This is a genomic window from Streptomyces sp. NRRL F-5755, assembly GCF_001279365.1.
In the GTDB taxonomy this organism is placed as follows: domain Bacteria; phylum Actinomycetota; class Actinomycetes; order Streptomycetales; family Streptomycetaceae; genus Streptomyces; species Streptomyces rimosus.
The window spans coordinates 18,425-39,671 of the sequence record NZ_LGCW01000317.1 but is presented as its reverse complement, the minus strand read 5'-3'; the positions used below and the strand labels follow the sequence as shown (position 1 = coordinate 39,671).

Here is a 21,247-nt window from a genome sequence, read left to right as displayed (position 1 = left end):
GAAACGGGCCATTGCCGGGTGGTGGTGCCCGCCCGCGGTCCCCCCTCCGGAGGAGCGACAGCGACATGGCGAAACAGACCGTGGCCGGGCAGTTCGTCGACATCCTGGTGCGCGCCGGTGTCCAGCGGCTCTACGGCGTCGTCGGCGACAGCCTCAACCCCGTCGTCGACGCGGTCCGCCGCACCGCCGGGATCGACTGGATCCAGGTCCGCCACGAAGAGGTCGCCGCCTTCGCGGCGGGCGCCGAGGCCCAGATCGCCGGGCGGCTGGCGGCCTGCGCGGGCTCCTGCGGCCCCGGCAACCTGCACCTGATCAACGGCCTCTTCGACGCCCACCGCTCGATGGCCCCGGTGCTCGCGCTCGCCTCGCACATCCCGTCCAGCGAGATCGGCACCGGCTTCTTCCAGGAGACCCACCCGGACCGGCTGTTCACCGAGTGCAGCCACTACAGCGAGATGATCTCCAGCCGCGACCAGATGCCGCGGGTGCTGCAGACGGCCGTGCAGAACGCCATCGGGCTCAGCGGCGTCTCCGTCGTCTCGCTGCCCGGCGACATCGCCGACCAGGAGGCGCCCGAGCGCTCCATCGAGCATGCACTGGTCACCTCGCGCCCCACCGTGCGCCCCGGCGACGCGGAGATCGACCAGCTGGTCCGGATGATCGAGGACGCCGGCAAGGTCACGCTGTTCTGCGGCAGCGGCACCGCGGGGGCGCACGCCGAGGTGATGGAGTGCGCCGAGCGCCTCAAGGCCCCGGTGGGCCACGCGCTGCGCGGCAAGGAGTGGATCCAGTACGACAACCCGTACGACGTCGGCATGAGCGGCCTGCTCGGCTACGGCGCGGCCTACGAGGCCACGCACGAGTGCGACCTGCTGATCCTGCTGGGCACGGACTTCCCGTACAACGCCTTCCTGCCGGACGACGTCAAGATCGTCCAGGTGGACGTGCGCCCCGAACGGCTCGGCCGCCGCTCCAAGCTGGACCTCGCGGTCTGGGGCGACGTGCGCGAGACGCTGCGCTGCCTGAACCCGCGCATCACGCCCAAGAAGAGCCGCAAGTTCCTCGACCGGATGCTGAAGAAACACGCCGACGCCCTGGAAGGCGTCGTCAAGGCATACACACGCAAGGTCGAGAAGCACACGCCGATCCACCCCGAATTCGTCGCGTCCGTCCTGGACGAGGAGGCCGCGGCAAACGCAATCTTCACAGTTGATACTGGGATGTGCAATGTCTGGGCGGCGCGCTACATCAGCCCCAACGGCCGCCGCCGCGTGATCGGTTCCTTCACCCACGGATCGATGGCCAACGCGCTGCCGCAGGCAATCGGCGCCCAGTTCACCGACCGCCGCCGCCAGGTCGTCTCGATGTCCGGCGACGGCGGCTTCTCGATGCTCATGGGCGACTTCCTCACCCTCGTCCAGTACGACCTGCCGGTGAAGGTGGTCCTCTTCAACAACTCCTCGCTGGGCATGGTCGAGCTGGAGATGATGGTCGCCGGGCTGCCCGCGTACGGGACCGGCAACCACAATCCGGACTTCGCCGCCATCGCGCGGGCGGCCGGGGCGCACGGCGTACGCGTGGAGAAGCCCAAGGAACTGCGCGGCGCGCTGCGCGACGCCTTCAGGCACAAGGGCCCGGCCCTGGTCGACGTGGTCACCGACCCCAACGCGCTGTCCATGCCGCCGAAGATCAGCCGGGACATGGTCCAGGGCTTCGCCCTCTCCGCCGGCAAGATCGTGCTGGAGGGCGGGGTCGGCCGTATGGTCCAGATGGCCCGCTCCAACCTCCGTAACATCCCCCGCCCCTGACCGGGCATTACGGGCATCGCGCCGCAGGCACATGCCTGCGGCCTGGCGTTTATCGGTCTCGCGGGCCGAAGCATGGCACCGGGCCCGATGGGCATGCATGACCGTGAAGCTGTTCGAGGGAGAGGGACCTGAAGCGTTCGGGGCGGGGAGGATGAAGCGTCAGTCTGTGCGGCGCGAGGACAGAGCCGGACCGGTGGCCGCACGCGTCGGCGTCCACAACGGCACCCGGCTGCCGGGGAAGATGGAGCGCACACTGCGGCACGCGGACCTGACGGCGGTGGCCGGGGTACGCGCCGAGCTGCGCCGGCTGCTGCGCCAGTGGGGCGGGGCCGGGGACAGCGACATAGCCGAACTGCTCATCAGCGAGCTGGTCACCAACGCCCTCGTCCACACGAACGGGGGCGCCGTCGTGACCGCCACGGTCACCGACCGGCTGCGCGTGGAGGTACGGGACTTCGCCGGGCGGCGGCCCAGGCTGCGCCCGCCGACGACGGACGGCACCTCGGGGAGGGGGCTGATGCTGGTGCACTCCCTCGCGGACGCGTGGGGAGTACGCGCCCACGCGGTGGGCAAGTGCGTGTGGTTCGAACTGGGCGGGCCGACCTGACGGTTGAGCTGGGCGGCGGACCGGCCTGACGGAAGGCCGGGGGTGCGGGCTCGGTCCGCCGCGGGTCAGCCGAACTGCTTCTCGATCTGCGCCAGCTTCTCCTCCAGGGAGTCCAGCCGGGGCAGTGCCTGGGTGTCGTCCTCGGCGGTCAGGTCCACCGTCCGCGGATACGCGTCAGCGGGCTCGGTGCCGTGCACGGCCTTCAGCGCCGGACGGGAACCGGCCGGGGACACAGGATCGGCCCCCGCGGACAGCGGTCCGGGCGGCAGGGCTTCCGGGTCGCCGGCTATCGCAGGTTCCGCGCCGGCGGCCTGCTGCGCGGCGGGGGAGCCGTGTGCCGCCGGGGCGCCCGCCGTCAGCGGCACCTGCCGCCCGCCGCGCCCGCGGGTCCAGTTCCGGTGCTGGCGGTTGATCGCCTTGATCCGGGCCCGGTCCAGCTTGTCCTGCTCGCGCCTGCGGTGACGGTTGCGCTCGTTCTGCCGGCGGTCCTCGCGGACCTCCTCGACGGCCTCGTCCAGGGTCCGTACGCCTTCCAGCAGCATCAGCGACCAGGCGCCGAACGTCTCCCGGGGGGCCCGCAGCCACCGTACGACCCTGATCTGCGGCAGCGGACGGGGCACCAGGCCCTGTTCGCGCAGCGCGGCCCGGCGGGTCTGCTTCAGCGCCCGGTCGAAGAGGACCGCCGCCGACAGCGACATCCCGGCGAAGAACTGCGGCGCGCCGTCATGGCCGAACCCGCGGGGCGCGTGCACCCAGTTGAACCAGGCGGCGGCGCCCGCGAACAGCCAGACCAGCAGGCGCGAACCGAGCGCCGCGTCGCCGTGGCTGGCCTCGCGCACGGCGAGCACGGAGCAGAACATCGCCGCGCCGTCGAGTCCGAACGGCACCAGGTACTCCCAGCCTCCGGAGAGGTTGAGGTTGGACACGCCGAAGCCGACCAGCCCGTGGAAGGAGAGCGCCGCCGCGACCGCGGCGCAGCAGAACAGCAGCACATACGAGGCGGTGCCGTACACGGCCTCCTTGCGCCGCCGCCGCTCCTGGGTGCGCTCCCAGGAGTCCTCGCCCGGCGCCGCGTCGGCCGCGCGCCTGCCGCGCAGGACCACGACCACGGCCGCGGCGACCCCGACGAGCAGCAGAACCCCCGGAACCAGCCAATTAAGCGATATATCGGTCATTCTCATCCTGGGGCCCCTTGCCTCGTCGTACGCGGTTTCGCGCGACATCCTGGCGGAATCCGTCCGTCCCGCCGGGGCTTTCGGGAAACGAGAACGCGAAGGGGGTGCGGGGGCGCGCGGAAGAGCGCGTTCGCATCGAACTGCCGCAGTCACGTGCGGCGTTGGGTTCGATTCCGACGACCCGATCGGGTGGTGTGGGGGTCAGGTGGTTGCGGTGAGACGCTTGATGCGATCCGCGTCGCACGTACGGGGGCAGGTCACACAGGTGTCCTCGGGGCGCAGCGTGTAGAACATGCAGCAGCTCGCCCGGTCCCGGGTGGGCAGCGCCGCGCCGTCCGGACCGGTCAGCTCGCGGAAGGCCGCGCCCCCGGCGTACGGGGCCGTGCCGCCCGGCAGCAGCCGCGCCGCCTCGGCCACCGCGCGCGGCTCCTCGCCCAGCAGGTGGCCCAGGTACCACAGGCCCTCGACGATCTCGTCCGAGGCCATGCCCCACAGGGCGCGCGGCCCGCGGCGCAGCCGGGGCCGGAAACCGTCCAGTACGGGCCCGAGGTGCTCGGCGACCGCCTCCCGCACCTCGGCGCGCAGCGCCTCCTCGTCCGGCACGACCCGCGCGCCGGGCAGTTCCGCCGCCGGGTCGCTGGGCAGACAGGCGAACGAGCGGACCCGTACGGCCATCCGCCCCTCCTCGCGGTGGTACGCCACGTCCGCGACGGGCAGCCGCGGTACCCGGCGGTGCAGGAACCAGGGGATGGTGATCAGCAGGCAGGCGGGCCAGGCGTAGCGGTGCAGGGCGAACGCGGCGACGACGTCGGGGCGGGCCCGCTGTCCGTAATCCCGTATGACCTGCGCGTCGTCCCAGGCCAGGAAGGTGTCCAGGACCGCGGTATCGGTGGCCAGCGCGGCGGCGGTCACCCAGCCCTCGCCCTGGGGCGGCGCCGTCTCCCACTCGGACACTCGCAGTCCGGGGAACACCTCGGTGAGCCGGGCATACGCCCCGGTCAGGGGCTCGATGCGCGGTCGGACGGAGAGCTGGGGGCGCATACGGGACACCACCGGTATCAGGTTCGTTGGCAGGTAAGCCTTACCTTACCCGATCTTCGGCGGTTTTGAGTCGGGTTTGCACTGTCACAGGGGGCGCCTATGGTGCTGGAGAACGTGAGGAGGAACCCGCATGGAGCAGGGCAGAGCGGAACCGGCGCCCCGGCTGCGCGCCCAGGTGTCGGCACAGGGCGGCTCGCAGCCCGTGCGGGGCGGGCACACCGGCCACGAAGGCCCCGGGCAACACCCGGCGGAGCGCCCCGGGCACGGCACCGCGCCGCTCCCGGCCGGGCCGGACACCCCGCCGGACGCCGCGTACGAACACCGCCCCGGCGTCCCGGACCCCGCCACGGCATACGTACCGGCGCCCGCCGCCCCCGCTCCCGTGTCCGCCCCCCGCAAGCAGCCCCAGCGGCACTCCGTGCGCGGCCAGGTGCTCGCCGCGCTGCGCGAAGCCCTGACGGCCGGCGAACTGGTCCCCGGCGAGGTCTACTCGGCCCCCGCGCTCGCCGTCCGCTACGGCGTCTCCGCCACCCCCGTACGCGAAGCCATGCAGCTGCTCGCCTGCGAGGGCACGGTCGAGGTCGCCCCGAACCGCGGCTTCCGCGTCGCCGAGCGCACCCACCGCGACCTCGCGGAGCTGGCCGAGGTGCGCGCGATGCTCGAAATACCGGCGCTGCTGCGGCTGGCGCGGACGCTGCCGGCCGAGCGGTGGGAGGAGCTGCGCCCGCTGGCCGCCGCGGGCGTCGCCGCCGCGGCCCACGGCGACCGCACCGGATACGCCGACGCGGACCACGCCTTCCACCACGCCCTGCTCGCCCTGACCGGCAACCGCCAGCTCGTCCAGGTCGCCGACGACCTCCACCGCCGCACCCGCACCCCGGTCCCCGGCAGCCCCCCGCCCCGCACGGCCGACCTCCTCGCCGCCGCCTCCGAACACACGGCCCTGCTGGACGCCCTGATGGCCCGCGAGTACGCCATCGTCGAACGCATCGCACGCGAGCATCTTTCGCCGGGGCGGCGGGGGCGCTGAGGGCCCCGGCCCCCGCAGCGATCACCCGGTCAGGGCACCAGCCTCTCCACCGCCACATCCGCCACGTCCGCCGCCGGCCGGGACAGATACAGGTCCGCGTGGTAGAAACCGTCCGATTCCTTGCCGGTGGTGTCCAGGCCGCGGGCCTGTAGCGCGGTGAAGGCGGCGCGGCGTTCGGCCAGGTCGGCGAAGCGGCGCTGACGGAAGGTGCGCACGGGCAGGCGTTCGGTCACCAGACCGTGTGCGGCGAGGAGTTCGGCGACCGGGGCGTACGACACGGTCCGCAGGACGAAGGCGGCGACCCACGGCGGATCGGGCGTGCAGGCGAGCAGCCGCCCGAAGGTGGTGGCGGAGATGTACCCCACGCCGCCCGTCACGGTGATCAGGTCGGTGCCCGCCAGGGTGCGCCGCAGGCGTGCGCTCGGCTCAGCGGCCTCCAGATTCTCGGCGAACCCGGCGTCCAGCAGGCCGACGCGCTCGGCGTAGCCGACGGCGCGCTTGGCCGCGTCGATGCCGATGGTCCGCACGGCCTCCGGGCGGCGCAGCTCGTCGAAGAACGTCCGGTCCTCGTCGGCCAGCAGGACCGCCGACAGGCCGCCGGTCTCCCGGGCGTCGGTGTACCGGTCGTACAGGTCCGTGAGGCTCAGTTTGTGGTTGAGCAGCGCCGCGTTGACGCCGTAGGAACAGCACAGGTCGACGACCTGGAGCGGCCTGCGGCCGGGCCGGCGCCGTTGCAGGTGTTCGGCCAGGGCGCGGAACACCCCCTGGCCGTGGTGCGGGATCTGGTAGTCGAGCGGGCGCAGCGTCCGGAAGTACGTACGGGGATCGGGGCAGTCGTAGATGGCCTCGAAATCCGCCTTTCCCCAGTCCGAGCCGGCCGATGGATGCGGTGCTCCTGCTGCCAAGGTGTGGCCTCCTGAAAGGCGCTGCCGTAGGTCGGGAGTCGAACCGCACCAGCATCCAGTGCCAAGTCGCTTACGGACAGTGCGACTTGAGGCCAAATTCGGGGTGAGTGGGGCCCGCGGAGTGAAATATGCCCGTGGCGATGGCCGGGAAACGGCGGGCGCGGCGGCCGGGAACGGAGCGACAGGACCTAACGCCCTGACCGGCCCGCCGGGGCCTCGGGTACGCCCTCCAGGTGCTCCGCGAGCCAGGTCGGTACGCCGCCCATGAGCCGGAAGAGCCGGGCGGCCTCGATGCGCAGCCCCTCCGCCTCCTCGGGCGGCGCCGCGTCGGCGAGGGCGACCAGGGCCGGCGCCGTACCGACCAGGAAGCCCAGTTCCTCGCGGATGCGCAGGGACTCGGCGAACCCGTGGCGGGCCTCGGCGAGTTCGCCGTCGCGCAGGGCGAGCCCGGCGAGGTGGCGCCAGGTGAAGGAGAGCAGCAGGGTGTCGCCGTGCGCGGTGGCGCCCGCGTGGGCGCGGCGGTAGGCGGCGCGCGCGGACTCCGGGCTGTTGGCGACGTGTTCGGCCATCAGGCCGCGCCGGTAGTCCAGCAGCGCGCGGCCGGGCGCCGCGGGAGCCAGCAGGGCCGCGGCCCGGCCGAGCGCGGAGCGGGCCTCGTCGGCGCGGTCCCGTACGCCCAGGACCGTGGCGGCGTACGCCAGGTGGCCGCGCTCGCAGGCCGCGGCGCCCCGCTCGTCGTTGTCGCCCGCCACCGCCTCGGCGGCGCGCAGCGCGTCCTCGGCCGCGGCCCATCCGGCGGCGGTGAACAGGCAGCGCTCCACGAGGAGCGCGGCGCGGCGGATCGCGTACGGGGGATGCCCGGCCGCGTGCGGTTCCAGCAGGGCCGCCGCGTCGTCCCAGCACCCCCGTGACCGCAGCCGCCACACGGCCCCGTCCAGGGCGTCCGCCCCGGTCGCCGACCTGGCCGCGGGAAGCACCGGCACCGGCTCCCCGGGCTGTGTGGTTCCCGCGGTTCCCGCGGCTCCTGACATGGCGGTGTCCGCCACATTGCCCTCCCCGAGCGCACCGTTGAGCTGGAACTGAGAAGCAGTGGGCGCATCTCAGCACGAATCCGGCCGCCCGGCCAAGAGGGAAGGTGAATGATTTCACAATCGCTTCGCCGCCTCTCCGGGGCGCCGCGACGGCCCGAAACCGGCAGTACGCGGCGCCCCGAGGGGCGGGACGGGGGAGGTACGGCGGCGGGGAGCGCCGTTGGGATACGTCCGATCGGGTGACGCGTGATCAGGGATTACCGGTGCTGCGGGGGTGGTTGCTGACGTTCAGTCAACCAAGCGTGGAGCGGCGGCCGTTGCGCACCGGGCCGGCCGGGGGCGCATATCCGCCATTCATACGTGGCCGAATGTGTGCCGTGGTTCAGCCCGGTCGCCGCTTGGTGAACGCACTTCTCAGCTCATCCGCAGTGCCAGGAAGAAGTCCAGCTTGTCCTCCAGGCGCGCCAGGTCGCGGCCGGTCAGCTGCTCGATGCGGCCGACCCGGTAGCGCAGGGTGTTGACGTGCAGGTGGAGGCGGGTGGCGCAGCGGGTCCAGGAGCCGTCGCAGTCGAGGAACGCCTCCAGGGTGGGGATCAGCTCGGCGCGGTGGCGGCGGTCGTAGTCGCGCAGCGGGTCCAGGAGCCGGGTGGTGAAGGCGCGGCGCACGTCGTCGGGGACGAAGGGCAGCAGCAGGACGTGCGAGGCCAGCTCCTCGTGGCCCGCCGCGCACACCCGCCCGGGCCGGGCCGCGGCGACCCGGCGGGCGTGCCGGGCCTCCTCCAGGGCGCCGCGCAGGCCCTCCGCCGAGTGGACGGAGGCGCTGACGCCGATGGTCAGACGGCCGTCGTCGCCCAGGCCGCGGGTCAGCGGCTCCTGTACGGCGGCGAGCAGCGCGTCGGCCTGGAGCCCGGCGGTGGACTGGCCGTCGCGCGCGTCGTCGTCCGGTACGGCCGGCAGCGGCACCAGGGCCACCGCCTCGTCCCCGGTGTGCGCGACGGCGATCCGGTCGGACGGGTCGGGCCCGAACGTACCGGGGTCGACCAGCACCTCTTCCAGCAGCGTCTGCGCGACCGGCCCGCCGGGCACGTCCCCGCCCGTCCACTCGACGCGGGCCACGACGACCTGCCAGTGCGGCGCCGTGCCCAGCCCGGGCAGCAGCACGGGCGCGGCCACCCGGAGCCGGGCCGCGATCTCCGCGGGCGCGGCGCCCGTCTGCACCAGCTCCAGGACCTCCTGGGCGAGGCGCCTGCGGACCGTACGGGCCGCGTCGCGGCGGTCGCGTTCGACGGCGATCAGCTGGGTGACGCCGTGCAGCAGGTCCAGGCGCTCCTCGGCCCAGTCGCCGGCGTCCGCCTCGACGGCCAGCAGCCAGTCGGACAGGACCGTCTCGCGCAGGTCGCGGCCGTTGCCGCGGATGGGGAAGAGGGAGTACGTGGTGCTGCCGAGCGGGAGCCGGTAGGGGCCGCGGCGGCCGGTGCGGGAGGCGGCCAGGTGCTCGCCGGCCAGCCGGGCTCCGGTCTCGGCGGGCAGCTCGGGCCCCGATCCGGCCAGGGTGGACCCGGCTATCTGCCGGCCGGTGGGGGACAGCACCCAGGCGCGCAGGTCCAGGTCGGAGCCGAGCAGTTCCAGTACGGCTTCCGGGCCGCCGCCGGCGGGCCCCGAGGTCATCAGGCGGCGGTGCCGGTCCACTACGGCGGCCAGGTCGCCCGCGCGCTCGCCGGAGACCTGGCGTACGACGTACTCGGTGATCGAGGCGAAGGAGACGTCCTCCACGACGGAGAACAGCGGCAGGCGGTGCCGGGCGCAGGCCACCACCAGGTCCTCGGGCACCGCGCCCAGCTCGGCCTCGCCCGCGGCCAGCCCGGCGACCCCGGCCGCGGCCAGGATGCGCACGAACCGCTCGGAGTCCGCCGGCTCGCGGCGCCAGGCCAGGCCCGTGAGCACCAGCTCGCCGCCGGACAGGTAGCGGCTGGGGTCGCGCAGGTCGGTGGTCATGACCCCGCGCACGGTACGGTCCAGTTCCTCCTCGCCGCCCAGCAGCCGCAGGCCGAGAGTGCCGGTGTCCAGGAGTGCGCGGAGCCGCATGGTCTCTCGCCCGCCGTTCTGTTCTGACTGATGTTGCCGGTGGAATGCCGCGAGGTTTCTGCGCCTCGCCTTTCGTTCGAATCTACAAGACATGCGCCGTGGCCAGCCAACCGCTTCATGGTTTCGGTGACTGCACCCGGCGGGTGCGGGGCGCGTTCACTGGGCCCAACCGCGTTAACAGGACATGAACGGCCCCCTTGAGTCGAGGGCCGTAGGTCCCCGTCGCGGGCAGCGGACGACCCGATTTCGCGAACGGTGCCGGCGCCGGTGGACCCGGCGCCCGGACGCACCGCAGATTTCGTAGAAGAGAGCCTCGTATGGACTTCCTTCGCCCCGGCAGCTGGGAGGAGGCGCTCGCCGCCAAGGCCGAGCACCCCACGGCTGTGCCGATCGCGGGCGGCACCGACGTCATGGTCGAGATCAACTTCGACCACCGCCGCCCGGAGTACCTGCTCGACCTGAACCGCGTCGATGACCTGCGGGAGTGGGAGGTGGGCGAGGAGGCCGTACGGCTCGGCGCTTCCGTGCCGTACACGCAGATCATGGAGAACCTGCGGACCGAGCTGCCCGGCCTGGCGCTCGCCTCGCACACCGTCGCCTCCCCGCAGATCCGCAACCGCGGCGGCGTCGGCGGCAACCTGGGCACCGCCTCCCCGGCCGGCGACGCGCACCCGGCGCTGCTCGCCTCCGGCGGCGAGGTCGAGGCCGAGTCGGTGCGCGGCCGCCGCATGATCCCGGTCGACGACTTCTACCTGGGCGTCAAGCGCAACGCCCTGGAGCCGGACGAGCTGATCCGCGCCGTGCACCTGCCCAAGGCGGCCGGGCCGCAGCAGTTCTCCAAGGTCGGCACCCGCAACGCCATGGTCATCGCGGTGTGCGCCTTCGGCCTCGCGCTGCACCCGGACACCCGCACGGTACGGACCGGCATCGGCTCGGCCGCCCCCACGCCCGTACGGGCCAGGGCCGCCGAGGAGTTCTTGACGGCGGCCCTGGAGGAGGGCGGTTTCTGGGAGTCGGGGCGGCCCATTCCGCCGTCCGTGGCCAAGCAGTTCGCCGAGCTGGCGACCGGCGCCTGCAACCCGATCGACGACGTGCGCGGCAGCGCGAAGTACCGCCGGCACGCGGTGGGGATCATGGCGCGCCGCACCCTCGGCTGGACCTGGGAGTCCTACCGCGGCAACGAAAGGAGTGACCGGTGCGCGTGAAGTTCACCGTCAACGGCCGCGAGCAGCAGGCCGACGACGTATGGGAGGGCGAGAGCCTGCTGTACGTGCTGCGCGAGCGGATGGGCCTGCCGGGTTCGAAGAACGCCTGTGAGCAGGGCGAATGCGGCTCCTGCACGGTCCGTCTGGACGGCGTGCCGGTGTGCTCGTGCCTGGTCGCGGCCGGTCAGGTGGAGGGCCGGGAGGTCGTCACCGTCGAGGGCCTGGCGGACTACGCCGAGCAGCGCGCGCAGCACGGCGGCTGCGCCACCGGCGCATGCGGCGCCGCCGGTACGAGCGTGGACGCCGCCCAGCGCTGGCAGGCCAAGCCCGCCGCTGAAGGGCAGGTCAAGCTCTCACCCGTTCAGCAGGCGTTCATCGACGCGGGCGCCGTCCAGTGCGGCTTCTGCACGCCCGGCCTGCTGGTCGCCGCCGACGAACTGCTGGAGCGCAACGCCCAGCCGTCCGACGCCGACATCCGTGAGGCGCTGTCCGGCAACCTGTGCCGCTGCACGGGCTACGAGAAGATCCTCGACGCGGTGCGCCTCGCCGCCGCCCGCGGGGACGCGCGGACCACCGGAACGGGGGCCTGACCATGAGCGGAGTCACCCGCACACCCACCCACCTGACGCAGGGCGGCGCCACCGACGCGGGCATCGGCGCCTCCACGCTGCGCCCGGACGGCACCCTGAAGGTGACCGGCGAGTTCGCGTACTCCTCCGACCTGTGGCACGAGGACATGCTGTGGGGCTTCACGCTGCGCTCCACCGTCGCGCACGCCGAGATCGTCTCCATCGACACCTCCGAGGCGCTCGCCCAGTCCGGCGTCTACGCGGTCCTCACCTATGACGACCTGCCCACCGAGGTGAAGAACTACGGCCTGGAGATCCAGGACACCCCCGTCCTGGCGCACGGCAAGGTCCGCCACCACGGTGAGCCGGTCGCGCTGGTCGCCGCCGACCACCCGGAGACCGCCCGCCGCGCCGCCGCCAAGATCAAGGTCGAGTACGCCGAGCTGCCGGTGGTCACCGACGAGGCGTCCGCGACCCGCGAGGGCGCCCCGCTGGTTCACGAGAACCGAAAGGATCACCACGCCGGGCACGTACCGCACCCGAACATCGTGCACCGCCAGCCCATCGTGCGCGGCGACGCCGAGGCGGCGGCCCGCCGCGCCGACGTGATCGTCACCGGCGAGTACGTCTTCGGCATGCAGGACCAGGCGTTCCTCGGCCCGGAGTCCGGCCTCGCGGTGCCCGCCGAGGACGGCGGCGTCGATCTGTACGTCGCCACCCAGTGGCTGCACTCCGACCTGCGCCAGATCGCCCCGGTCCTGGGCCTGCCCGAGGACAAGGTCCGCATGACGCTCTCCGGCGTCGGCGGCGCCTTCGGTGGCCGCGAGGACCTGTCGATGCAGATCCACGGCTGTCTGCTCGCGCTGCGCACCGGCAAGCCCGTCAAGATCGTCTACAACCGGTTCGAGTCGTTCTTCGGCCACGTCCACCGGCACCCCGCCAAGCTCTGGTACGAGCACGGCGCCACCAAGGACGGCAAGCTCACCCACATGAAGTGCCGGATCGTGCTGGACGGCGGCGCCTACGCGTCCGCCTCCCCGGCCGTCGTCGGCAACGCCTCGTCCCTGTCCGTCGGCCCGTACGCGGTCGACGACGTGGACATCGAGGCCATCGCCCTCTACACGAACAACCCGCCCTGCGGCGCCATGCGCGGCTTCGGGGCCGTCCAGGCGTGCTTCGCGTACGAGGCGCAGATGGACAAGCTCGCGAAGAAGCTGGGCATGGACCCGGTCGAGTTCCGGCAGCTGAACGCCATGGAGCAGGGCACTCTTCTGCCGACGGGCCAGGTCGTGGACTCCCCGGCGCCGGTCGCCGAACTGCTGCGCCGCGTCAAGGCGATGCCGCTGCCGCCGGAGAACCAGTGGGAGACCACCGAGGGCGCCGACGTCCGCGCGCTGCCCGGCGGGCTGTCCAACACCACGCACGGCGAGGACGTCGTACGGGGCATCGGCTACGCGGTCGGCATCAAGAACGTCGGCTTCTCCGAGGGCTTCGACGACTACTCGACCGCCCGGGTGCGCATGGAGGTCGTCGGCGGCGTGCCGGTCGCGACCGTGCACACGGCCATGGCGGAGGTCGGCCAGGGCGGCGTCACCGTCCACGCGCAGATCGCCCGTACGGAACTGGGCGTCGACCAGGTCACCATCCACCCGGCGGACACCCGGGTCGGCTCGGCCGGCTCCACCTCCGCCTCCCGGCAGACCTATGTCACCGGCGGCGCGGTGAAGAACACCTGCGAGCACGTGCGCGAACAGGTCCTGGAGCTGGGCCGGCGCAAGTTCGGCACGTACCACCCGGCGTGGGCCACCGCCGAACTCCTGCTGGAGGGCGGCAAGGTCGTCACCGACGGCGGCGAGGTGCTGGCCGATGTGGCGGACGTACTGGAGGACGAGGCGATCGACCTCGAACTCGAATGGCGGCACCGCCCCACCGAACCGTTCGACCTGCGCACCGGCCAGGGCAACGGCCACGTCCAGTACTCCTTCGCGGCCCACCGCGCGGTGGTCGAGGTGGACACCGCGCTCGGCCTGGTCAAGGTCGTGGAACTGGCCTGCGCCCAGGACGTCGGCAAGGCCCTGAACCCGCTGTCCGTCGTCGGGCAGATCCAGGGCGGTACGACACAGGGCCTCGGCGTCGCGGTGATGGAAGAGATCATCGTCGACCCGAAGACCGCGAAGGTGCGCAACCCGTCCTTCACGGACTACCTGATCCCCACCATCCTCGACACGCCGACTATCCCGGTCGACGTGCTCGAACTCGCCGACGAGCACGCCCCGTACGGGCTGCGCGGCATCGGCGAGGCACCCACCCTGTCGTCCACCCCGGCCGTCCTCGCGGCGATCCGGAACGCGACCGGGCTGGAACTGAACCGGACCCCGGTCCGGCCGGAGCACCTCACCGGCACATAGCCGCGCGGGCGGGGCAGCCGTACGACGGTGCCGGTCACCGCCGTACGGCCGCCCCGCAGCAGGCGCCTGGGCCGTCCCCCGGGTCGTGCAGCCGATGTTCCATCCCAAATCTCGCGCCGCGGTGCGTGCGTGGTGCGAGGGCCCCTATGAACCTTGGGAGTAAGGCACCATGACCCAGCAGTTCCTGGAGCCGAAGACCACGGCGGAAGACGCGGGCGCGGGCACGCGTCAGCCCGCCGGCCGGTCCTGGCTCGACCGGTACTTCCACATCTCCGACAGAGGATCGACGGTCGCGCGCGAGGTGCGCGGCGGCATCACCACCTTCATGGCGATGTGCTACATCCTCCTGCTCAACCCCCTCATCCTGTCGACGCCGGACGCCGGGAAGCACACCCTGGCGAGCGCCGGGGTGGTGACCGCCACGGCGCTCGGCGCGGCGGTCTGCACGCTGCTCATGGGGTTCATCGGCAAGGTGCCGCTGGCCCTCGCCGCCGGGCTGAACGTCTCGGCGGCCCTGACCTCGCAGGTCGTGCCGTACATGACATGGCCGCAGGCGATGGGCATGTGCGTGCTGTACGGCGTGGTGATCATGCTCCTGGTGGTCACCGGACTGCGCGAGATGATCATGAACGCCATACCGCTGGCCCTCAAGCACGCCATCACCATGGGCATCGGCATGTTCGTCGCCCTGCTCGGCCTGGTGAAAGCGGGCTTCGTCGGCAAGGGCACCGGTGGCCCCGTCCAGCTCGGCCCGGCCGGCGAACTCGCCGGCTGGCCGGTCCTCTTCTTCGCCGTCACCCTGGTGCTGATCTTCATGCTCCAGGCCCGCAACGTGCCCGGCGCCATCCTCATCGGCATCGTCGCCGGCACGGTCCTGTCCGTGCTCGCCACCACCCTCGGCGGCCTCACCGACAAGGACTGGGGCGGCACCTCGCCCGAACTGCACGGCAGCGCCGTCGCCATGCCGGACTTCGGGCTCTTCGGGCACGTGGAGTTCGGCGGCTGGGACCAGATCGGCGCGATCACTGTCGGCATGATCGTCTTCACCCTCGTGCTCGCCGGCTTCTTCGACGCGATGGCCACCATCATCGGCGTCGGCACGGAAGCCGGGCTCGCCGACGACAAGGGGCGGATGCCGGGCCTGTCCAAGGCGCTGTTCATCGACGGCGCGGGCGGCGCGATCGGCGGCGTCGCCGGTGCGTCGGGCCAGACCGTGTTCATCGAGTCGGCCAGCGGCGTCGGCGAAGGCGCCCGTACCGGCCTGTCCTCGGTCGTCACCGGCCTGTTCTTCGCCGCCTGCCTCTTCTTCACCCCGCTCACCCAGCTCGTGCCCGCCCAGGTCGCGGCGGCCGCCCTCGTCGTGATCGGCTCGATGATGATGAGTGCCGCCAAGCACGTGGACTGGAGCGACCGATCGGTGTCCATCCCGGTGTTCCTCACCGTGGCGCTGATGCCCTTCACGTACAACATCACCGCGGGCGTCGGCGCGGGCGTGATCGCCTACACCGCCATCAAGACCGCGCAGGGCAAGTGGCGGGAGGTCGGCGCCTTCATGTGGGTACTCGCTCTGATCTTCCTCGCCTACTTCTCGCTGCACCCCATCGAGAACTGGCTGGGCGTCAAGTAACGCCCGCCCCCGCCATCACCGTAAGGAGACCGACATGCTGGACATCGCCGACGAGCTGCACCGGTGGGCCCGGCAGGGACGCCCCTTCGCGGTGGCCACGGTCGTGGCCACCAGCGGCAGCGCCCCCCGCCAGCCCGGCGCCGCCCTGGCCGTGGACGGTGACGGCACCGCGGTCGGGTCGGTCTCCGGCGGCTGCGTGGAGGGCGCGGTATACGAGCTGTGCCAGGAGGCGCTGCGCACCGGCGAAACGGTTCTGGAGCGCTTCGGCTACAGCGACGAGGACGCCTTCGCGGTCGGCCTGACCTGCGGAGGCGTCATCGACATCCTGATCGCTCCGGTACGGCCGTACGGTACGGAGGGGCCGGGGCGCGATGCCCCCACCGAGTCCGGAGCGCCCGCCACCACCATCACCACTGCCCTGGCCGCCGCCGCCTCGGGTGAAGCGGCGGCGGTGGCCCGGGTCGTCCGCGGCCCCGCGCACCTCCTGGGCCACGCCCTGTTCGTACGCCCCGACGGCACCGCCGCCGGCACCCTCGGCGGCCCCACGGAACTGGACCGCACCGCCGTCCACGAGACCCGCGCCCTCCTGGACGCGGGCCGCACCACCACCGTCGAGATCGGCGCCGACGGCTCCCGCTGCGGCGAACCCGTCACCCTCCTCGTCGAATCCTCCGTCCCCGCACCCCGCATGATCGTCTTCGGTGCCATCGACTTCGCCGCCGCCCTGGTACGCGCCGGCAAGTTCCTCGGCCACCACGTCACCGTCTGCGACGCCCGCCCCGTCTTCGCCACCCGCGCCCGCTTCCCCGAGGCGGACGAGATCGTCGTCGACTGGCCGCACCGCTACCTCGAAACCCAGGACCTCGACGCCCGCACGGTGCTGTGCGTCCTCACCCACGACGCCAAGTTCGACGTCCCCCTCCTCGAACGCGCCCTGCGCCTCCCCGTCGCCTACGTCGGCGCCATGGGCTCCCGCCGCACCCACCTCGACCGCCTGGACCGCCTCCGTGCCGTGGGCCTGACCGAACTCGAACTCAACCGCCTGCGCTCACCGATCGGCCTCGACCTCGGCGCCCGCACCCCCGAGGAAACCGCCCTCTCCATCGCCGCCGAAATCATCGCCAACCGCCGCGGCGGCACGGGCACACCGCTCACGGGGGCGCATACGCCGATTCACCACGATGCGCCGGCGGCGTTGGGGAGGATCGGGCCGGTCTCGGCGGCGTGAGGGGGCGGCTGGAGAGACCCACGCGGACAGGTCGAGCTTGTGCCAGGGCCGTGTCATCCGTTGTCCGTACCTTCCCGCGCCAGGGTGTGCTGCGGTGTGTGGTCGAGGAGTGCGGCGCGGTAGGCGGTTAGGGGGTGGGGGCGCTCACCGGGCGGAGTACAGCTCCAAGTCGACCAGCAGCGCCCGGTGATCCGTGTCCGGCAGGTCGAGGAAGCGTGCCGTGCGGGGGTGCAGTGCGCCGCTGGTCAGGACGTGGTCGATTTGGGCGCCCAGTACGGGGGGCGTCCAGGAGGGCCAGGACGGGGTGCGGGGGTGGCCTGTCAGGCGGGCGCTGTCTCGTAGGCCGGTGTCGAGGAGGGCGCGGAAGGCGGCGTGGTCCTGGGAGGAGTTGAAGTCGCCCGCGACGACGAGGGATTCGTGGCCGCGGGAGGCGGCCAGGGCGCGGAGGCGGCCGAGTTCGGTGCGCCAGGTGTCCAGGGAGGCGGGCAGCGGCGGCATCGGATGGGCGACCTGGAAGCGCAGGCGCTGCCCGGCGACCGTGACGGCCGCACGGGGCATGGCCAGTTCGCCCGCGACCGCGCCGTCCCGGGTGAGCGGGAACCGGCTCAGCACGGCGGAGCCCTCGGCCGCGCCGTGCCCCGCGAGCAGGCGGTACGGGTAGGCCGCGCGGACGGGCGCGGAGTCCAGGGCGGCGGCGCAGCGGTCCGGGTCGCACTCCTGGACCGCGACCAGGTCGGGCCGCTCCCGGCGCAGCGTGGCGAGCAGCCCGTCCGTGGCCCGGCCGAATTCGAGGTTCGCGGTCAGGACGCGGAGGCGGGCGACGGCCGGGCCGTGCGGCGCGGCGGCCTCGGCACCGTACGGCCGGACGAACGCGGCCGTCACGAGCAGTGCGGCGGCGGCCCAGAACAGGCCGGGCCGCCAGCGGGCCGCGAGCGACAGTGCCAGGCCGAGCCCGGCGGGCACCAGGAACCAGGGCAGGAACGCGAGCAGTTGGGGGACGGGCGTCGGGCCGTCCGAGCCGGCGGCGCGGAACACCAGGGGCACGGTGACGACGAGCAGGAGCAGGGCCGCGCCGGTCCGGGCCGCCCGCCGCCGTGGTGCCCCGCCCGTATCCGTACCCGTACCGGCGCGCGCGGCCGTGGCATTTCCCGTCACCATGCAGATGATGGTGCCGTACCGGCGGCCGGGTGCGAGCCGTATCACACCGGTGCTTGGGGAATTCTTGGCCGAAAGGGGGAGGGAACGGCCGGGGTCGTATGGCATTATTCGGTGGTGTGGGTGCCGGAACGCGCGGCACCCGGTTTGTGTCCGCGCGAGCAAGGAGGTGATCGGGATGAGTCCCGAAGGAAGTCCTTGCCGCAGCGTTGCAGTGGCCGGCTGATCAGCGTCAGCATCGGCGTCAGCCGACCGGCTGACCGGTGAATTCGCCGTGGGTGACCGGCGGGGACGGCGCGCCTGACGCGCCTCGTCGTCGCCTACGGTCCGGCCCGGTCGCCGTGCCCTGCGTTTCTCCCTGCTCCGTGCGGAATGCCCGTACGTCTACGCCCGCCGACGTGTGTGCGAAATGCGCACAGCCGCGCCACGGCGTATTCCGGCGTGCCCGCATTTCCGTGCCTCCGGTAATTCAGTAACTCCGTAATTCACGATCGCCGAATTCCCCGTTCCGGCGCCGCGCGCCACCGGGGCATGCCGTCATGCCGATATGCCCCGGCGCCGCCGCGCGCCCGTACGGAGGGAGGTTTCGTCATGACCAACCTGCTCACCCCCGAGAAGCTCGCGCCGCCGGGCCGCCGCCGCGAGCGCCGGGCCGCCGAGCTCGAAGCCCGTACCCGCGCCGTCGGCGCGCACCTGGCCGGCATCAGCGCGCGTCCGGCCTCCCGCGTCCTTCAGGACCTGCGCACCGGCCGCGACGGGCTGCTGCACGACAACGCCGTGGCGCGCCTGGAACGCGACGGGCCCAACGTCGTCGCGCACGAGCGCGCCCCGCGCTGGTACGTCCAGCTGGCCAAGGCGTTCTGGAACCCGTTCATCCTCGTCCTCGCCGCGCTGGCCGTCGTCATGTACGCGCAGTGGCTCCAGGCCGCGGACACCGAGCCCTTCGACCCGAAGATCCCGATCCTCGGCGCGATGGTGCTGATCAGCGGGCTGCTGCGGTTCTGGCAGGAGTACCGCTCGAACAGCTCGGCCGCCGCGCTGCGCGCCCTGGTCACCACGACCACCGCCGTACAGCGCCGGCCCGGCCGGACGCAGGCGCCGGCCACCATGGAGATCCCGGTGGCGGACGTGGTGCGCGGCGATGTCGTCAGGCTCGCCGCCGGCGACCTCGTACCCGCCGATCTGCGGCTGCTGTCCGCCAAGGACCTCATGGTCGCACAGGGCGCGCTGACCGGCGAGTCGCTGCCCGTCGCCAAGGCCGACACCCCGGCGCGGGACCACGGCGGGAGCGCCGACCCGGTGGAGGCGGACAACCTGGTGCTGGCCGGCACGTCGGTGACGTCCGGCACCGCGACCGGCGTGGTCGTGGCCACCGGGGCGGACACCTACTTCGGGTCGATGGCCGGTTCGCTGGCCGGCGAGCGGCCGGAGACCGGCTTCGACGCGGGGGTGCGCAAGGTCAGCTTCCTGCTGATCCGCTTCATGCTGGTCATGGTGCCGCTGGTGTTCGCCCTCAACGGGCTGACCAAGGGCGACTGGGCCGAGGCGGTGACCTTCTCGGTGGCCGTCGCGGTGGGCCTGACCCCCGAGATGCTGCCGATGGTGGTCACCACCAACCTGGCGCGCGGCGCGGTCGCCATGGCCCGGCACAAGGTCGTCGTCAAGCGCCTGAACGCCATCCAGAACCTCGGCGCGATGGACGTGCTGTGCACCGACAAGACCGGCACGCTGACCGAGGACCGCGTGGTGCTGCACCGCTGCCTCGACGCGTACGGCAGGCAGGTCGGCGACGCGGACGGGAACGGGAGCGGAGAGGTTCTGGAGTACGCCTGCCTCAACAGCCACTTCCAGACAGGCTTGCGCAACCCCATGGACCAGGCCGTCGTCGCCCGGATGCACGAGGCCGAGGAGGTGGTCGTCGACGCCCGCTTCACGCTCGTCGACGAGGTCCCCTTCGACTTCGCGCGGCGCCGGATGTCGGTGGTGCTGCGGCGCAACGGGCTCGACGGCCCGGCCGACGAACACCTCATGGTCACCAAGGGCGCGGTCGAGGAAGTCCTCGCGCTGTGCACCCACCTCGCCGACGGCGGGCGGCGCGTGCCGCTGACCGACGCGCTGCGCCGCCAGGTCGCCGGGGCCGCCGAGGACCACAACCGGCAGGGCCTGCGGGTCCTGGCGGTGGCGACCCGTACGTTCCCGGAGGGCGGCGACGGCGTGTACGGCGTCGCGGACGAGACGGAGCTGACCCTGCGCGGCTTCCTGGCCTTCCTCGACCCGCCGAAGGCGGACGCCGCCGAGGCGCTGCGGTCCCTGGCCGACAGCGGCATCGCCGTCAAGGTCGTCACCGGTGACAGCGAAGCGGTCGCGGCGCGGGTCTGCGCCGAGGTCGGCATCGAGGCGGGCACCATCGTCACGGGCCCGTACCTGGACCTGCTCGACGAGCCGGACCTGGCCGAACTGGTCCGGACGACCACCGTGTTCGCCAAGGTCAACCCCGTACAGAAGGCCCGGATCGTGCGCGCCCTGCAAAAGGCGGGCCACACGGTCGGCTTCCTCGGCGACGGCATCAACGACGCCGCGGCGCTGCGCGAGGCGGACGTCGGCGTCTCCGTCGACACCGCCGTGGACATCGCCAAGGAGTCCGCCGACATCATCCTGCTGGAGAAGGACCTGACCGTCCTCGGACAGGGCGTCCTCCAGGGCCGCCGGACCTTCGGCAACACCATCAAGTACATCAAGATGACGGCCTCCTCGAACTTCGGGAACGTCTTCTCGGTGCTGGCCGCCTCCGCGTTCATCCCCTTCCAGCCGATGCTGGCGACCCAGCTGCTCGTACAGAACCTCTGCTACGACATCTCGCAGCTCGCCACGCCCTGGGACCGGATGGACGAGGAGTACCTGCGCAAGCCGCGCGCCTGGGACGCCCGGGGCATCGGCCGCTTCATGCTCGTCCTGGGACCGACCAGCTCGGTCTTCGACATCACCACGTTCCTGCTGATGTGGCACGTCTTCGGGGCGGACAGCGAGGCGCACCAGGCGCTGTTCCAGTCCGGCTGGTTCGTCGAGGGGCTGCTGACGCAGACGCTCGTGGTGCACATGCTGCGCACCCGCCGCATCCCCTTCGTGCAGTCCCGGGCCACCTGGCCGGTGCTGCTGATGACCGCCCTGGTCATGGCGTTCGGCATCGCCCTGCCGTTCTCGCCGCCGGCCACGGCGCTCGGCATGCAGGCGCTGCCGCTCGGCTACTTCCCGTGGCTGGCCGGGACGCTGCTGGCGTACTGCCTGCTCACCCAGGGCGTGAAGACCTGGTACATCCGCCGGTTCAACACCTGGCTGTGAACCGCCGATGAGAAAGGGGGCCGCCCCGGGCGGC

Annotated in this window: 15 protein-coding genes; 9 read left to right on the top strand and 6 right to left on the bottom strand. The window is 72.7% G+C overall.

Annotated elements, in window-relative coordinates:
- Nucleotides 1-65 precede the first annotated feature (65 nt).
- Both ADK86_RS37910 and ADK86_RS37905 read left to right on the top strand, forming a co-directional pair.
- On the top strand, nucleotides 66-1,808 hold the full coding sequence (locus ADK86_RS37910; RefSeq protein WP_053700718.1) for a pyruvate dehydrogenase: 1,743 nt from the start codon (nucleotides 66-68) through the stop codon (nucleotides 1,806-1,808).
- Between the two features lie 151 nt (nucleotides 1,809-1,959).
- Nucleotides 1,960-2,415 (top strand): ATP-binding protein, encoded by a 456-nt coding sequence (locus ADK86_RS37905; RefSeq protein WP_420718908.1) that lies wholly within the window; start codon nucleotides 1,960-1,962, stop codon nucleotides 2,413-2,415.
- Nucleotides 2,416-2,480: 65 nt separating this feature from the next.
- On the opposite strand, the gene ADK86_RS37900 is transcribed toward ADK86_RS37905, so the two are convergent.
- Both ADK86_RS37900 and ADK86_RS37895 read right to left on the bottom strand, forming a co-directional pair.
- On the bottom strand, nucleotides 2,481-3,596 hold the full coding sequence (locus tag ADK86_RS37900) for a DUF2637 domain-containing protein (protein WP_053700717.1): 1,116 nt from the start codon (nucleotides 3,594-3,596) through the stop codon (nucleotides 2,481-2,483).
- 195 nt (nucleotides 3,597-3,791) lie between these two features.
- On the bottom strand, nucleotides 3,792-4,631 hold the full coding sequence (locus ADK86_RS37895) for a (2Fe-2S)-binding protein (RefSeq protein ID WP_053700716.1): 840 nt from the start codon (nucleotides 4,629-4,631) through the stop codon (nucleotides 3,792-3,794).
- Nucleotides 4,632-4,761: 130 nt separating this feature from the next.
- On the opposite strand from ADK86_RS37895, the gene ADK86_RS37890 reads away from it, so the two are divergent.
- Nucleotides 4,762-5,661 carry a GntR family transcriptional regulator gene (locus tag ADK86_RS37890; RefSeq protein ID WP_053700715.1) on the top strand — a complete coding sequence of 300 codons (900 nt, stop codon included), beginning with the start codon at nucleotides 4,762-4,764 and terminating at the stop codon, nucleotides 5,659-5,661.
- Nucleotides 5,662-5,690: 29 nt separating this feature from the next.
- Here the strand turns inward: ADK86_RS37890 and ADK86_RS37885 are convergent, their stop codons facing one another.
- From ADK86_RS37885 to ADK86_RS37875, 3 genes are all read right to left on the bottom strand, one after another.
- Entirely contained in the window at nucleotides 5,691-6,566 is an 876-nt protein-coding gene (locus ADK86_RS37885; RefSeq protein ID WP_053700714.1) for a hypothetical protein, read from the bottom strand.
- Nucleotides 6,567-6,754: 188 nt separating this feature from the next.
- On the bottom strand, nucleotides 6,755-7,612 hold the full coding sequence (locus tag ADK86_RS37880) for a hypothetical protein (protein ID WP_078952534.1): 858 nt from the start codon (nucleotides 7,610-7,612) through the stop codon (nucleotides 6,755-6,757).
- Nucleotides 7,613-8,011: 399 nt separating this feature from the next.
- Entirely contained in the window at nucleotides 8,012-9,682 is a 1,671-nt protein-coding gene (locus tag ADK86_RS37875) for a PucR family transcriptional regulator (RefSeq protein WP_053700712.1), read from the bottom strand.
- A gap of 317 nt (nucleotides 9,683-9,999) precedes the next feature.
- On the opposite strand from ADK86_RS37875, the gene ADK86_RS37870 reads away from it, so the two are divergent.
- The 5 genes from ADK86_RS37870 to ADK86_RS37850 all read left to right on the top strand — a co-directional run bounded on the left by ADK86_RS37870 (nucleotide 10,000) and on the right by ADK86_RS37850 (nucleotide 16,719).
- Nucleotides 10,000-10,887: an FAD binding domain-containing protein gene (locus ADK86_RS37870; RefSeq protein ID WP_053700711.1), complete on the top strand. Its 888-nt coding sequence runs from the start codon at nucleotides 10,000-10,002 to the stop codon at nucleotides 10,885-10,887.
- On the top strand, nucleotides 10,878-11,477 hold the full coding sequence (locus ADK86_RS37865) for a (2Fe-2S)-binding protein (RefSeq protein WP_053700710.1): 600 nt from the start codon (nucleotides 10,878-10,880) through the stop codon (nucleotides 11,475-11,477). Before ADK86_RS37870 ends, ADK86_RS37865 begins: the two co-directional genes overlap by 10 nt.
- A 2-nt stretch (nucleotides 11,478-11,479) precedes the next feature.
- Nucleotides 11,480-13,864, top strand: coding sequence for a xanthine dehydrogenase family protein molybdopterin-binding subunit (locus tag ADK86_RS37860; protein ID WP_053700709.1), 2,385 nt, complete (start codon nucleotides 11,480-11,482; stop codon nucleotides 13,862-13,864).
- A gap of 169 nt (nucleotides 13,865-14,033) precedes the next feature.
- Nucleotides 14,034-15,491 (top strand): NCS2 family permease, encoded by a 1,458-nt coding sequence (locus ADK86_RS37855; protein WP_053700708.1) that lies wholly within the window; start codon nucleotides 14,034-14,036, stop codon nucleotides 15,489-15,491.
- 34 nt (nucleotides 15,492-15,525) lie between these two features.
- Entirely contained in the window at nucleotides 15,526-16,719 is a 1,194-nt protein-coding gene (locus tag ADK86_RS37850; protein WP_053700707.1) for an XdhC family protein, read from the top strand.
- Between the two features lie 144 nt (nucleotides 16,720-16,863).
- Here ADK86_RS37850 and ADK86_RS37845 read toward each other — a convergent pair whose 3' ends face one another.
- Nucleotides 16,864-17,877 carry an endonuclease/exonuclease/phosphatase family protein gene (locus ADK86_RS37845; protein ID WP_063789188.1) on the bottom strand — a complete coding sequence of 338 codons (1,014 nt, stop codon included), beginning with the start codon at nucleotides 17,875-17,877 and terminating at the stop codon, nucleotides 16,864-16,866.
- 588 nt (nucleotides 17,878-18,465) lie between these two features.
- Here ADK86_RS37845 and mgtA point away from each other — a divergent pair.
- Complete coding sequence (gene mgtA / locus ADK86_RS37840) at nucleotides 18,466-21,213, top strand: magnesium-translocating P-type ATPase (RefSeq protein WP_078952533.1); 2,748 nt, start codon at nucleotides 18,466-18,468, stop codon at nucleotides 21,211-21,213.
- Nucleotides 21,214-21,247 lie beyond the last annotated feature (34 nt).